At 42.4% G+C, this 15086-nt stretch carries 11 protein-coding genes; 2 read left to right on the top strand and 9 right to left on the bottom strand.

Annotation, left to right across the window (positions count from 1 at the left end; all coding sequences use genetic code 11):
• Positions 1-95: 95 nt before the first annotated feature.
• The 5 genes from J2X69_RS09380 to J2X69_RS09360 all read right to left on the bottom strand — a co-directional run bounded on the left by J2X69_RS09380 (position 96) and on the right by J2X69_RS09360 (position 5359).
• Entirely contained in the window at positions 96-1448 is a 1353-nt protein-coding gene (locus J2X69_RS09380; RefSeq protein ID WP_310102038.1) for a M24 family metallopeptidase, read from the bottom strand.
• A gap of 71 nt (positions 1449-1519) precedes the next feature.
• Positions 1520-2875 (bottom strand): MATE family efflux transporter, encoded by a 1356-nt coding sequence (locus J2X69_RS09375; protein WP_310102033.1) that lies wholly within the window; start codon positions 2873-2875, stop codon positions 1520-1522.
• Between the two features lies 1 nt (position 2876).
• Positions 2877-3419: an NUDIX hydrolase gene (locus tag J2X69_RS09370; RefSeq protein WP_310102030.1), complete on the bottom strand. Its 543-nt coding sequence runs from the start codon at positions 3417-3419 to the stop codon at positions 2877-2879.
• Positions 3420-3473: 54 nt separating this feature from the next.
• The gene (locus J2X69_RS09365; protein ID WP_057936775.1) at positions 3474-3956 is read right to left on the bottom strand and encodes an Lrp/AsnC family transcriptional regulator; all 483 of its coding nucleotides are present in this window, start codon (positions 3954-3956) and stop codon (positions 3474-3476) included.
• Positions 3957-4165: 209 nt separating this feature from the next.
• Positions 4166-5359 (bottom strand): tol-pal system protein YbgF, encoded by a 1194-nt coding sequence (locus tag J2X69_RS09360; protein WP_310102026.1) that lies wholly within the window; start codon positions 5357-5359, stop codon positions 4166-4168.
• 79 nt (positions 5360-5438) lie between these two features.
• Here J2X69_RS09360 and J2X69_RS09355 point away from each other — a divergent pair, with 79 nt between their 5' ends.
• On the top strand, positions 5439-6089 hold the full coding sequence (locus tag J2X69_RS09355) for a sulfate ABC transporter permease (protein ID WP_310102024.1): 651 nt from the start codon (positions 5439-5441) through the stop codon (positions 6087-6089).
• A 289-nt stretch (positions 6090-6378) separates the two neighbouring features.
• Here the strand turns inward: J2X69_RS09355 and J2X69_RS09350 are convergent, their stop codons facing one another.
• Both J2X69_RS09350 and J2X69_RS09345 read right to left on the bottom strand, forming a co-directional pair.
• Positions 6379-7902, bottom strand: coding sequence for a DUF4394 domain-containing protein (locus tag J2X69_RS09350; protein ID WP_310102020.1), 1524 nt, complete (start codon positions 7900-7902; stop codon positions 6379-6381).
• A gap of 142 nt (positions 7903-8044) precedes the next feature.
• Positions 8045-8851 (bottom strand): sulfite exporter TauE/SafE family protein, encoded by an 807-nt coding sequence (locus J2X69_RS09345; RefSeq protein ID WP_310102016.1) that lies wholly within the window; start codon positions 8849-8851, stop codon positions 8045-8047.
• Between the two features lie 211 nt (positions 8852-9062).
• Between J2X69_RS09345 and J2X69_RS09340 the strand changes: the two genes are divergently transcribed.
• On the top strand, positions 9063-9866 hold the full coding sequence (locus J2X69_RS09340; RefSeq protein WP_310102012.1) for a universal stress protein: 804 nt from the start codon (positions 9063-9065) through the stop codon (positions 9864-9866).
• On the opposite strand, the gene J2X69_RS09335 is transcribed toward J2X69_RS09340, so the two are convergent.
• Together J2X69_RS09335 and J2X69_RS09330 are read right to left on the bottom strand one after the other, a co-directional pair.
• Complete coding sequence (locus J2X69_RS09335; protein ID WP_310102009.1) at positions 9867-10523, bottom strand: Crp/Fnr family transcriptional regulator; 657 nt, start codon at positions 10521-10523, stop codon at positions 9867-9869.
• Between the two features lie 426 nt (positions 10524-10949).
• On the bottom strand, positions 10950-15074 hold the full coding sequence (locus tag J2X69_RS09330) for a hypothetical protein (protein ID WP_310102006.1): 4125 nt from the start codon (positions 15072-15074) through the stop codon (positions 10950-10952).
• Positions 15075-15086 lie beyond the last annotated feature (12 nt).

The raw sequence follows: 15086 nt of genomic DNA, 5'->3' as shown, positions 1-15086 counted from the left end.
ATAAATTCGCTGATTTACACTGATCATAAAGTTATTACGTAAAAAATCGGCGGGAATCTGCTCCTTAAAATCCGCGATAATCTGCGGAAAAAAAATTAATTCCCCAGGTACTCGTTCACTCGTGGAATCGAGAAAATTTCCTTTTGGCGACCATTGAAATAAGTCACTTTTTCCCCGTCAAATAAAGCTCCCTCTTCCAGCATAATACGCACATCTTTGTTCCACTCCGGCACAAACACCACTGCATTCAACTCTATAGCATAGCCGGTATTGGAGTGAAGCGGAAAATCACCGGCTCCGGGTGTATCTTCCTGATTATCCCACATTCCTATAGTAGGACCCGCAGAATGTCCGTAGAAGCCAAGTGGGTGGGTATAGATACTTCCCCTGATTCCTTCAGTGTCCATAACTTTTCGGGAAGCTTGAAGAATCTCATTTCCACTTTTGCGGGTTACAAAATTAGAAGTCAGAATATCCTGAACTCTATTTCCTTGACTGAATGCTTCCTGTAAATATCCCGGCACTTCACTTTCTCCGGCTTTCAAGACATAGGCCATTTCCTGAGTATCCGTATTCAGTCTCAGGTAGGTGATGCCAAAATCCACATGGAGTAAATCTCCGGGCATAATCACCGAATCAGGAGATTTGGAAGCAAAGTCTCTGTTTTGCTCTGTATTGGAAGGATCCGCACGCTGAATATCTACAGATGGATGAAACCAAGTATCCAATTTCAATTCTTTGATTTTCTCTCTGTACCACCAGACCACGTCTTCGGTAGTAGTCACGCCGGGCGTAATCACTGCTTCGGAAAGTCCTTCTGATACAATGGAATGCGCAATTTCCTGAATATGCTTGTAAGTGGCCATCTCAGGATCCGTTCTAGTTTCCAACCAGCGAACTGCCAGTGTCTGTGCCGAAACTACTTTTGAATGAAGTGCTTCAGGTAAATATTCTAAGAAAACCTGATGCTCATTGGTAGTCAAACCATCCGCATGCCCATAGTCTTTTGCATAATTCAAGCCTATTTTCTTTGGATTTTTTGATGAGATCAACTCCATCAAGGCCTTCCATTGGTCAGGCTGGACTGCAGGATCCCAGGCCCTCTTGAATGACCTACCCACATCATATCTAGCCACAGCGTACGTTTCCACAGGGGCATTAGCCGAGGGCTGATACATCACCAGAATTGTCCTCCTCCTCGCTGCCATCCACGTAGCGGGGAGCATAGTCCGTATCACAGGATCCTCATTGTACTCTCTGGAGATCACCACCCACATATCAATTCCTGTCTCTGTCATTAAGCCGGGAAGCAGGTTCTGAATACGGTACTGAAGCCAGTTGTCAATTACATCTGCTTGTTGACGCTGGGTCAGAACAGCCATCTCCTGCCCAAAACAAAGGGGAGAAACAAGAATTACACAGAATACGAGAAGTAGCTTTTTGATCATACAGGAGAAAGATTAATCCTGAATATAAGACAAAAAGCAGTAATAGAAAGCAGCACTTGTATTGAGAATAGCTACGTAGTGACAGTCGGCTTATTGGCAGCAATCATCCGATTACTCAACTTATGAAAGCGGTAAAACAAAACTACAGCTGTAATACTTAACCCTATCAGCAAACCATACCATATCCCCTTTTCAGCCAACCCAAGCTCAAAAGCCAAGAAATATCCAAGCGGTAAACCGATCACCCAGTAAGCTACCAACGTGATCAAGGTAGGAAACCTCACATCTTCCAGACCCCGCAGCACTCCCAAACCGGCAACTTGGATACCATCCGAAAGCTGGAACAGACCTGCTATGATCAGTAATGAAGCAGAGAGGGCTACTACCTCCTCATTGTCAATGTAGAGTGTGGGAAGATAGAATCGCATGAGAATAAATATCATGCCTGTAATTGTCATAAAAACCAACACCATCCCAAAAACCACCATTCCTGCCTCTCTCATGCCTCTGAAATTACCCCGACCGATCTGGTTACTGACTCGAATCATACCCGCTGTGCTGAGGCCCGACACCATCATATAACTTACCGACGCCAGATTGATGGCAATCTGATGTGCTGCAAGAGCATTTACCCCTATCCAGCCCATCATTATGGCAGCAGCACTGAATGCACTCACTTCGAAAATGTATTGGAAACCTGTGGGAATTCCGATTTTCAAGATTCTATTTAACAATAGAAACCTCAGTTTGCCTATACCCATTTGCAAATTGAAGACTCCGTATCTTTTGGAGCGCATCACGTACAGCCCCATCATGATAGGCATCAAAATCCTGGAAATCAACGTAGCCAGCCCTGCACCGTTCAATCCCATTGCCGGAGCGCCTAGGTTGCCATAGATCAGCACCCAGTTTAGGAATACATTGACCAGATTGCAAAAGATGGTGACATACATCGCCTGCTTTGTCTGCGAAACACCTTCGGCCAGTTGCTTGAACGACTGGAAAATCATGAAAGGAAAGAGTGAAGCGGTAATAATGAAGAGGTAAGGAATGGTAAGAGTCACCACCTCTTCCGGCTGATTCAAGAAGTGAAGTCCCTGAGATAAGCCGATTACCACCACCGTCAGAATCAACGCGGTGGCTATGTTGATCCATAATCCATGCTGAAAAAGGTGACCAATCCTTTTGAATTTGCCTTTGCCTTCTGCCACTGAAACCAAAGGAGTAATTCCCATGGAAATTCCCATTCCAAACATCAGTATTACGAAAAATATACTGTTTCCCAAAGACGCAGCAGCCAAAGGTACTGCTCCTAATCTGCCGACCATCATACTGTCAGCTACACCTACCAAAACCTGCCCGAGCTGGCTTAACACTACAGGAAAAGCCAGATTGGTGGTTACTTTAAAATGATCCTTGATCGTCATACTATAAGTTTAGAATCCTTGCAGCCTTAAGAATTCCTGCAATACTGATTCCGTCAGTGATTTCTCCATTCATCACCATTTCTACAACTTTGGTGAATGGCAATTTCTTTATTTTCAATACTTCTGTTTCCTCAAACTCAGTTTCTCCCTGAGTAAGTTCCTCGGCTAAGTACACATACCCCACTTCGTCTGTCACTGAATTTGAGGTATGGATTTTCATGATTTCTGTCCACTTCTCTGCTGTCAAGCCTGTTTCTTCCTTTAATTCACGCTTAGCACTAGCCAATTTATCCTCATCGAGCGGTCCCCCACCCATGGGAATCTCCCAGGCATACTCATCCACTGTATAGCGAAACTGACCGATAAGCCATGTATTACCATCTTGGTCAATGGGAATAATGCCCATCGCCCTATTTTTAAATAATACTTTGCCGTATACTCCTTCCTTACCGGCAGGATTTAACACATCGTGGTGCTCGACCTTAATCCAGGGATTTTCATAAATCGGATTAATTCTTTTGGTAGTCCAGGGATTTTGTTCCATTTGCTTAAAAAAAAAGGGTGACTCACGCCACCCTTTAGAAATTATTGAGGCTGATTAAGCCGGGATAGGCATTACTTTAGAATCCTTGAAAGTAGACAAAATAACCATGGATTGCATAGAATCTACTTCTTTGATTTCTGACACTTTTTCAAGCATCAGATTCTGATATGAGGTAATATCCTTTGCAATGATTTTTAAGATAAAATCACCTGTACCTGTGATGTGATGGCATTCTATCACTTCAGGAATTATATTGATTTCACGCATAAACGCATCAATATTGCCTTTATTGTGACCGATTAAGCTTACCAACACAAAAGTACTGACACCCAGACCGATCTTCTCCGGATCTAGCTTCGCGTGATAACTCTTTATGATTCCAGATTGCTCTAATTTCTTCACACGCTCCAACGTAGGAGCGGGAGAAAGACCTATATCTTTTGACAATTGAGCATTTGTTATTTTGGCATTAGCCTGAAGGATTTCCAGAATCTTCCTGTCGATTTTATCGAATTTTATTCTTAAGCTATGATCCATGATCTCTTGCATTTACAAAATTTTATATCGTGCAAAGTTAATATAAATGATGATTGTTTTAAACCATTCATCAGAATTTTACAGAGGAAATTCGGAATTTTCTTAATAATTCTTACCCATTATACAAACAATTCTTCCAAAAACCCTTGCACTCCCTACGAAATTCAAATTATCTCCTGTTATTAACTGATGCAACGTCTCTTTTTCAGTTAAAGTTTATTCTTTTTGATAAATTCCCGGGCTTCTTGATGGGCGGGGTGTTTACGCTTGGCATACTTCTTCACTTCCTTGAAATACTTCTTGGCTAAAGGTTTGTTTTTCTCATCTGTCGCCATCTTTCCTAGCTGAAGCAAAGAATGTAAGTAATACCCACTTTCCTGCGACTCGGATTCCTCGCCGAATGACAGGGTCTTCAGGTAGTATTTTTTAGCCTCGGCCCAATTCCCCGTACGTTCATTGAACTGGGCTATAAAAAAGGCCGCGTACCTCCCACTGTTAGATTCATAACCCGGCATTTTTAAATCTATCCGTTCCAGAATTTCCGTGGATTGTTGTACGGACTCGGACCATCGCCCCACTGCATAAAGATGTCGAGCATATGATCTATGGAAATACGGATTATTTGGAAATTTATTATGTAAATAATCTGAAATCTGAAGCGCTTTAAATGGCTCCTTCTCTTCAGATGCATACAGCCTAAATAAAAAATACTGTGCTTCCACCCGCGTGTAGAAAGCATTGTTTGCCACCTGCTCCAACTGCTGCAACCCCAGCTTTTTATTCCCTTTGGGAAAAAGCGCCATAACAGGTCTTAGAAGTGGGTAATTCTCAGGAATCCATTCCGAAAAATAATTAAACAGAGCATCTCCCAGAAGCAATTCAGGATTAAACTCTTCTTCACCCCTACTTAAATTCATATATTTAAGTGCATTTTTCCCCGAGAAAGCCGCCTTTGTCCAGCTCTTTCTCTCAGAATATAATCGAGACTGAAATCCATATCCGGCAGCCAAAAAGAAAGCCGCTTCCTTATTTGTCTGATCTTCTTTAAGCATTACCTCTGCTTTTGCAATAGCCCGATCCAGGTACTTGACGAAGGTTGCATCATATTTTTCATTGGCCACATCTACTTCAATCCTCCACCAATAACCCAGTGCGACCAAAAATTCCGGCAACGGATGATCCGGATATTGATGGGCAAGTACGGCAAAATCGCGCTCAGCAGCAGGAAAGTCAAAATTGTACATGCTGTTGATAGACTTGGTAATCCTGAACTGGAGACCTCTGTCCAGCAACAAATACTTGGAGGGCACAGAGATCATTGAGTCAACTTCCGTTTCCTGAGCTTGAGCAATACCAAATCCCGCTAACCATACACCAAGAATCATAGCGATTCGTCTCAACATATATTTCTTCCTTTTTAGACCTTAAAATTAGAGGTATTCCCAAACAAAATTTTAGATTTGAATAAGATTCATCTTAAAAATGGCTAAAACTTTATCTCCAGAAGCACAACGTCTGAAAGAACTAATTGATTTCGACAAGCGCATATATTTTTTAGTCTTGGTGTTTCTGTTTTTACTGATCAGGTATCTCACCAATACGCTTATTCTTGAAGCCATTCCGGATTACACTAATCTGGAGGCTCGGGGTGATTTTATGATTTTCCACATTTTCAATGCGCTTAATTACCTCTGGACCCCTTTTGCACTACTTTGGAAATTCACCGTAATCGCATTTCTTTTTTGGCTTGGAGCCTTTCTTATCGGCTACAAAGTCCCCTACAAAGAATTATGGCAGTTTGCACTTATTGCCGAGATGGTATTTATATTCCCTGAATTGATTCGTCTACTGGTTTACATTGTACCACAGACAGGGGTAACCTATCTGGAAATCGATGAGTACAGGGCTCTCTCACTCTTGTCTTTACTGGGCTCCGAAAATGTAACCCCGCAGTATCACTATGCTTTGGCTACCATCAATATCTTCGAGATAATCTATGGAATTGTATGGTTATATGGGTTTCACATGATCAGTAGAAGGCCATTCGGAGAATGTACCATTGTTGTTTTTCTCAGCTACTATATTCCTTTGGCCATTTGGCTTGGTTGGTATATAATGGTGTATAGAGCTTAATAGGCGGAACATCTTTATAAGGTCGGATTTATGCATGGTGAGACAGGGCTACCTGCACAAGCGGAAATCGAAACGTGCAGATTAGACCCCATTTCTGTAAAAGCAGGACAACACTCTTCTTGAAAATTGAGAACTGTATGTCTCTAACCCATACCTACCATAAAAGTCCGTGCCCGGTATGCTTAAACCAGAATTATGCATTAACTACTATTATTCGTGTAAAACAAATTTTCAAAAAAAAAGGGATCAGATAAAATTCTGACCCCTTCAAAAATCTTAAACTTCCGGATTAAAATCCTAAGCCTAGCGCCATGGAAGTTGGAGTGAAATTAATATCGGAAACCTTAGAAGCGGCACCGGTCATTAAGTTTACAGAGTAAACTCCCGAAGAGCCATCTACTGTAAATACGCCATAGGCCATATCTGACATTCCGCCGATATCAAATCCATTATCATCTGTCAGGTTAATACCCAGCGGCCCTATTTCTACCAGCATACCATCATTAGGCGGAGAAACTTGGTACAGCATATTATTCTGGGCATCTATCACAAAAAGAGTTGTAGAAGTAGTTCCGGCATAGTTTTCAGAATAAGCTGCCCCGCTAGCTATTGGCGAACCTGGATTGAGGTTTCCATCTACCGCGACTACAGTTCCCAGATCAGGGTGGAGTCTTAGGTTTTGACCCTGATCAGTAACCAACCGAATCCTATCTACCGTGGGATTAAAATCAAATCCTACGAACGCCCCCATCACTGAAGGCATCAGTGGCTCGCCGATAGCAGCAACAGCTCCATTGGAAGGATTCACACTATATAACCGGCTCATATTGGATACTGCCAGAAGCTGTCCGTTTAGCGGGCGAAAATCAAGACCAACAATCATCTCTCCCTCTTGCAACCCTGTCATATCAACAGCTATAGGACTAGGATTGGTAGGGTCAAAACGATACAGTTTATTTTCTGAATCAGTTGCATAAGCAATTGGATTGGTCTTAAAGGCCAAGCTAACTACAGGCTGCGAAAAAGTACCCACCCATGTTGCTTTGCCGGAATCCAAATCAATAGTATATAGTCTGGATTCATCATCCTTTCTATTGACAGCTAAGGCAACAGAGTTATCCGGGTTGATATCCATATCTCCCAAACCTTCAAAATCCACTCCCAAGTCACCCACTTCTTCTAATCCCCCATCATTTGGAGGCACTTGCTTGTAAAGTTTGTCTTGCTCAAAATCTATATCAAACAGAGTGGTCGAGGTAGCTCCTGAAAAACTGTTTGTATACGCCACTGCTCCTATACGGGGATTCATGCCACCATTGATAGATCCATCAGTTGCCACCATGGTACCCAATTCAGGATGCAGTCGTAGGTTTTGACCGGACTCAGTCACTAGCCTAATTCTGTCTACTGTGGGATTGAAATCCAGCGAAGGGTTTGCTCCCTGTGTCGCGGGAGTAAAAGATTCAGCGCCTAAAGCTGTAGCTACTCCTGAGTTTTCATTGATATGATATAACCTACTCATCGAGCTTAGTGCGTAAAGCTGACCGGTCGCGGGTCTGTAATCAATGGATAAGATCATCTCCCCGGAGCCCAGACCCGTAATATCCATCGAGGCAGTTGGCGAAGTTAAGTTTCGGGCGTCGTACATGAGAATTTTATTGTCTGCGGTTAACGCCGTAAAGCTCACATCAGGGGCTGCACCCGGTGTACCGGGAGCAGACATCATATCATCATCTTTATCATCACAGGAGATAATCGCCAGCGAAAAGATCATACCGGCTAGAAGTACTGGGAATTTGTTTGTTTTAATCATTGGTTGAATAGTTGATTTTCCGCATTTACGAAGTCAACAATTCAACTGGATCATCTTACATGCTCAAATTTTAAAAAAATAGAGAAATCTTAGTAATCAGATCTCAAGACGGTGAAATTCCTAAATCGATCAGGATCAATTTTCACACTAAAGTCACCTCTTTGACTATAATATAAACAGCCATCAGCAGGATAAACCAACCAAACCCCTTTTTGAGCACCGTTTCATTCACTTTTTTGGACAAGGAACTCCCAATAAATATTCCTAAAATAGATAGACCCGTGAAAATCAAGAGCATTTTCCAATCAATTACCTGATTTGTCACATCGCCCAAAAATCCGATTAAAGATTTTGCCGCAATGATCAATAACGAAGTTCCCACAGCCATTTTCATGGGAAGTTTGGCAAAAAGCACAAGTGCCGGAATAATCAAAAAGCCTCCACCTGCTCCGACCAAACCCGTTATTAAGCCTACTACGATTCCTTCTATTACAATTAGAGGGACATTAAATTGTACAATAGTATCTTCGTCAGGAGTATTCTTGCCATTTCCCCTGATCATAGAATAAGACGCAGCCAGCATCACTACAGCAAAAAACACCATAATGCCTATACTTTTGGTGATCACCACATCTTCCAATACGATTAAAGGATCAGGCAAAACCGGCACGATGAATTTTCGGGTCAGAAAAACAGTAATGAACGAAGGAACTGCAAAAACCAATGCGGTTTTATAGTCTACTAGCTGCTTTTTCATATAGGCAAGGGAGCCAACCAAAGAAGTACTACCTACCACAAAAAGTGAATATGCCGTTGCTAAAATCGGGTCAATGCCCAAAATGTAAACCAGTACAGGAACTGTCAGAATAGACCCGCCTCCCCCTATGAGTCCCAAACTAATCCCGATGATTACAGCCGCCAAATATCCTATAAGTACTACGCTCTCCATAAAATAATTCTCAGATTGATCTCACAAAAGTACCAATGACCACTCGCCAAAGAAGTGACAAATGTTACACTAATTGCTTTAAGGTAAAATATCCCCAGAATACTTTAGAAAATTAAGAACCATAGGATTCCGTAATTATTAAGTACAAGAAGAAAGAATAGTTAATTTATTCGCCGGCAATGTTTATATTAATGCCTGTAAACCAGAGACTATGAAAATACTTCTCCCGCTCGATTTTTCTGATAATTCTTTCAACGCATTGGATTTTGCTGTAGCCCTCGCGGGAAAAAAAGAAGGTGAAATTATTTTGATTCATGTAATAGAAGCCATTTTTGATTTTGCTTCCCAGGCAGCTGTAGCATTGGAGAATATGCATCGGGACGCTGAAGTACTGATGCAAACGACAGTGGAAAAATACCGGGATTCCAATCTAAAATTCACTACGATTATCGAGGAGGGAACCGCATCTATTTCGATAGCGAGATATGCGAGAAAATCAGAGGCAACTCTTATCGTGATGGGCACGCAAGGCGCAAGCGGTATCAAAGCAGCGCTCATTGGCACCACTACAATCAACGTGATCAAAGAATCATCTATTCCCATATTGGTGGTTCCTTCTGAATCAAATGCTTCATACATAAAAAAAATAGCTTTGGCCTTAGAGTTTGCCAATCATGAAGAGAAATTCATCGATTGGGTCATTGATATGAGTAAGAGGTGGGAACGGGGATTGGAATTCGTCCATGTTCAGACAGCTCATGCCATGGAGGAGCAGCCTGGCATCAAAAAATTAGAAAACTTCATAGCTTCTCATCACCCCGGTTTACCGGTGAAAATCCATACTTTCTATGCCCCAACTCCCGTGGAAGGACTAGACCAGTTTTTAGAAGAAAATGAAAATGTGATTCTGGTCATGTGCCATGAACACAAAAATCTTTGGGAACAGATTCTGAGCAGGAGTCAAACAATACAAATGGTATTCCACTCCAAAGTTCCCCTACTTGTGATGATCTGACTATTTACTTATCAATTCTTCAAAATCATCCCGGATATAGATCACATTTCTACCCAGCTCTATCCATTTCTTTTTCTCCAATTGCTTTAGAAGCCGGGATACAACTTCTCGGGAAGTTGTGAGTTCGTTTGCAATTTCCTGATGCGTGGTAGAAAGCTCATTCGTCTTATGCTGCTTCATTTTGGTGACAATGTACTGCATCAGCCGCTCATCCATACGCTTGAATGCTACTGCATCCAGGGCAACCAGCATTTCTTGGAAACGACTCTGATAGGTATTTGCCACAAAATCCTTCCATTGCTTGAACTCATCTGAAAAATGGTCAATAGCTGTAATAGGTATACCGATAAGCACAGTATCTTCTTCCACGACTGCCTTAATCTCACTGGGTTTGGAAGATGAGCAGCAGGTCAAAGATAATGCGCATGTCTCCCCTGCATCCAAATAATACAGAAACAACTCCCTGCCTTCATCATCCATCCTGGATATTTTGATTGATCCACTGAGAATAATTGGAACCATCTTGATAAACTGGCCCGGCTCCATCAAAACCTTTCCGGCTTTCAGATTCATGATTTGACCTTGAGTCAGAAGCTGTTTCAGTAAGGCAGGATCAGTGAAATTAGGCAATGCTTCTTTTAATTCTTCTGTAGTCATATGATGTTAAAGAAATGCTAAAGCTAAGCATCAATCGCCTTCTAAAAAGTGATTTTCATCACATTCATGGAATCTCTGTGTCCAAAGTGGTTAGACACTAATTTTCTTAAAAAATGAGGTTGTCTCACAACTCATAATTGTCACATTGAGCAGCTTGCCTCGCCTTGGCGGGAAGTCGAAATGGGCTTAATTAGCGCATAAAAGGCTTCGACTTCCCTACCAATGACGGAATTCAAAAAAGCGTGCAAATGTTGTGTCAGTCCGAGCGGAGTCGAGGACCCTTCGACTCCGCTCAGGGTGACACAACTTTATTTCTACATCACTTTCCGTCATTATTCATTTGTAAATTCTAAATTTTTCTTACTCAGCCTGACAAGAAAACCTACTTATGAAACAACCACATTTTCAAAGTTAACCCGCAGCGATTCACACACATGTAGGGCAACAGACAAATGGAACTTTAGTAAGTGGAGAGGTTCTCAAAATCCTAAAATGCCCCAACCCTTTACTCAGTGGACGAATCTCAGACATCAAATTCACTTCTGCTCTTTTTGCCTGTAAGCCTTCAGCCATCCTTTCTGACGCCCCGGGAGTAGAAGCAGTCCTAACCTCCGATACGTGGTCATGAATATTGGTAATATTCCCAAACACTTCTACCACCAACACACTGAGCGGACTATCTTCGGGTAGTCCGTAAGATTTTAATTTCTCTGCAATATCCCCAGAAGTCACCACCGCCGTTGCTACAGGTTGCTCATCTTTAATACTCGCAATAAGATTCCCTTTTTGCAAAGCAGTAGCATTTAATTTGATACTTCCCGTAGTATAATTTCCGATAGTAGGTTTGAAATATACCTGCTGAGTCAATTCATTTATTTCTTTTAGGCGCTTAGGATCTGTATTGACCCTCACTCCTATTTTCATTTCAATCTCACCAAGCAAAATATTTCTATGGTCTCTTCCATCGGCTTGGAAAACCTGGGCATATACCATAGTCCAAAGACTTGTTCTGGGAGGTTTAGCTGTTACATTTTTACCATTATGAACTGCTTTTGCAAAAGAAGCGCTCACATACAAGTGGTTCTTATTTCTATTAAGAGTGCAAAGCAAAGTAGGAGCCGGATGTTGAATCCCGGTCACTCTCAACGGTCTTCCGAATCTTCCCTGAGCGGTGGACCATAGATTATCTTCCCGATCAGGCCAATGACCATGCCCCACTCTAAATTCATAGGTAAAGAAACCAAACATCTCTGCACTTTCTGCATGATAGCCCGGCGGTATGGGCATCATATAATGACGATCACTGTCTGTAGCTTGGATCATAGGCTGCATAGCTCCCATTCCGGCTTTATCATCACTTTGACCCGGAATGATCTGTCGGGTAATTTCAGGATCCAAACTAATCGGGGCTTCCTCCGGAGGAAGAAGCTGCTCACCGGCATTGCTTGCAATCAACTGGTCAGGGGCATTCCCAAGCATTCTACAATAATAGGTATCATCAGGATTCTCCACCGGCTGATCAAATTCCACCCATAAATATCTCTTTCTAGCCTCTGATGAGCTATAATCATCCGTTCTCTCATAAGGAGAAAAAGCAATCCCCACACTGACTAACTTAGGTATCTGCACAGGAGGTAGCACTGTAGGTAGTGTTAACCGTTCGGTTTCAACAGTTGCAGCCGAAGCATGTCCCGCTTTGGTTTTAGGTTTTATTTTATATTCCGCCCACAGTTCATCAGGAAACCTCAAATCTCCATTGTTCTGTTTCAGTTCATTCTTTGGGTCAAGTGCATCTATGTAAACAATCCTAGTGTAATTTCTATTGACCCGGTCAAAGCGATCCGACTGTAAAGCTTCAAATGAAACAGTATGCTTTAACTCTATGTCTCCCAAGTAGGTATTTTTCCTGATTTCAGTATTTTTATCCTTCCTGAACTTATATTCTCTTTCAATTACAAACGCAACATCCTGTAAGGTATCCCATGCCCAATCCCGGTTTACTTTGTAGCTCAATGTAGCAAGCCAGTGATTGTACAGGTCAGCCTTGGTGGCAAAAGTGATAGAACTTCCGTCCGGCGCCAGCGTATGCCTGATCCTGGAGCTACAACCTATAGCGACCCGCTCTCCTTTTGGAGCCACAAGGGTGAGCCCTTTGGCTTCCAGTCCAAGGGCATTTGCCAGACGCTCCACTACACCCGACTGCTGCTCTTCAGAAACCCTTTGCAGTAGTGATGAAAAGATATTTTTCTTGATAGTCGGAACACTGTCAGGCTTTAGAAACAATGCCTGAACCGGCTGAATTGCCTCAAAAGGCTGTAATAAATCCAATTCAGCAGCCGGTTCTTTATAGAGCATAAACTGCTGTACTTTGCCAAACCGGCTATCTTTATCCTCATTAGCGTCAATAAAACCAAAGTAGCCTTCAGGTGCCCCAGCAGAAGTCGCTTCGGCCCGCAATGAAATTCTAATGTGTCTTCCTGTAGGCACGACCAATTCCTCCATCCCATGGATAGCATCAATGAGTAAGTCCTCATTTAAAAATGGATTAGCAGGCTCTCCAAGATTCAAAACAGAAACATCAATAAACTTAATGGGAACATTCAAAACCCCATCAAAATCCGAAGGAAATAGCCTTGACGTCTCATACAAGGTGATAAAGCTGTCTCTGCCACTTTGACTCAGCTGTGTATCCATCCGAAGTGACTTCACCTCCACTCTTATCTTGACTTGATGCACATCAGGATCAGATAAAGCAGGCTTTAGCCCATCTGTCTGAAAGGTCAATTCCTTCAACAACTTGATCGGATCCTGACCTATACTTTGGTATTTATCGGTAAATACAACAGCAGGATATTCCAGTAAAGGCCTCTGAATTACAAAAGCGGGATTCGGGTCAAACTGAGTTTCTTCATCATTTACAGCATTGAAATAAGTTCGAAGATTGTTCCTGATTTCAAGTGGTTTTTCAATACGAAGCATCCCCGGATTCACATACCGTTTGAATGAAACACTGGTCTCAGGACTAGGTGCCGCATTCAATGGAACATCATCCAAATTGGGACCACCACCGGAAATATCAGTCATCCGAATTCTAAACTCATAAGTATTTCCATATCGGAGTTTGGTATTCAAAGGAGAAGGAATCAGAGCTTTATTTTGAGAGACTTTTTTATTCTGCAGCTCATTTTGTTGTCCGCCATTGCTTTCATGATTTCTATAAATCTGCAGCGCATCCTGGTCTTCAGTTACCAAGCTTTTGCCTATCCAATGCGCATAATACATCGGTAACCAATAATGCTCACTTTGCGGACCACTGATCTTGTTCGGATAGACCTGATAAGGGAGTTCGGTACTGCTGGAATCCAGTTGACCGGCAAACATATTTTCAGATTCATTGATCTCAATGCTATTGAGACTTTCCCATTGACTTCCTTCTGATACCTGTCGGACGTCGATATGATATCCCATCACTCCCAATGGTGCATCCGTCCTCTTCAATGAACCCGGATCGGAAGGATTCTCAATCATCTGTCTAAGGTACCACACCAGTATTTGCTCATCATCCCAGCCCAAACGGATTCCCGCGTCCGATTGAGGAGGCAGTTCATCCTGGCTCTCTTCCAATAAATTCCCGCTTACCGGCTGATTTGCATGCACTATTTTGGCAAATCCGTCATTGTAGGTTTGCGCCTCCATAAACAGCTCATCCCATGGTCCCAAAGGAACCGGCTCGTCCGGATCAGAAACTTTCTTATACAACACGGGAAATAAGACAGGCGCAAAAACAGGCCTTGGTGTACCCTTGGTCAATAATGGAATCTTGGCTGCATATCTCTTAATCAATGGACCATCCGAGTTTTCCAACAAAACGGCTTGAGCTAGCGCGTAAGGATCATTTGTAATGTCCGCATATAGATAACCACCCTCTTCAAACCAGCCAGCTTCTACTTCCAATTGAACTTCGTAGATCATCCCACAAGCCTTAGCCAGCAGAGGTTGCCTCAAAATATTTGCAAAAACTTTGCCCCAGCTCATCTTGGTTCGTGGCTGGTAGTTAATGGTTGGTATTTTGTCACGGACCGCACATTGATAGCCGTCATCCGTAATTGCATTTGGATGTCTGGGTTGTGTGAAATTAAATCTTTCACGGTAAGAAACCGGCAGGTATTTTTTGATGCTCTTTTCTACAGGGACCGGATCAGGCAGCTTATCCGAATCGTCAGTAATCGGAAGAGGCATAGCATCTGCGACCTTCTTAATTATGACAGCTTTATCCGCAGCGGGTTTTACTGTCACAGCTCTTACAATGGGTATTCTATTGGCTGCTGTCGCATTACTCAAAGGGAAATCGTCAGTGCCTCTTATGATAGAAAAACTAAATTCAGGCTGGAAATCTGCAAATCCGGGCACATTTGCGGGGTTTGGTAAGCCGGTAGCCCAATCCGAAAACGGATTTGTATTCCGCGGTACAACCACGATGTTCACTGTAAGTACATTTCCATCGAAACGTTGAGGAAAAGTCATTAGGGAAATTAATCTTCTTGGTTCCATAATTTGATTGTT

The organism is Algoriphagus sp. 4150, assembly GCF_031457395.1.
Lineage (GTDB): Bacteria > Bacteroidota > Bacteroidia > Cytophagales > Cyclobacteriaceae > Algoriphagus.
This window is presented reverse-complemented; position numbering and strand designations above follow the sequence as displayed.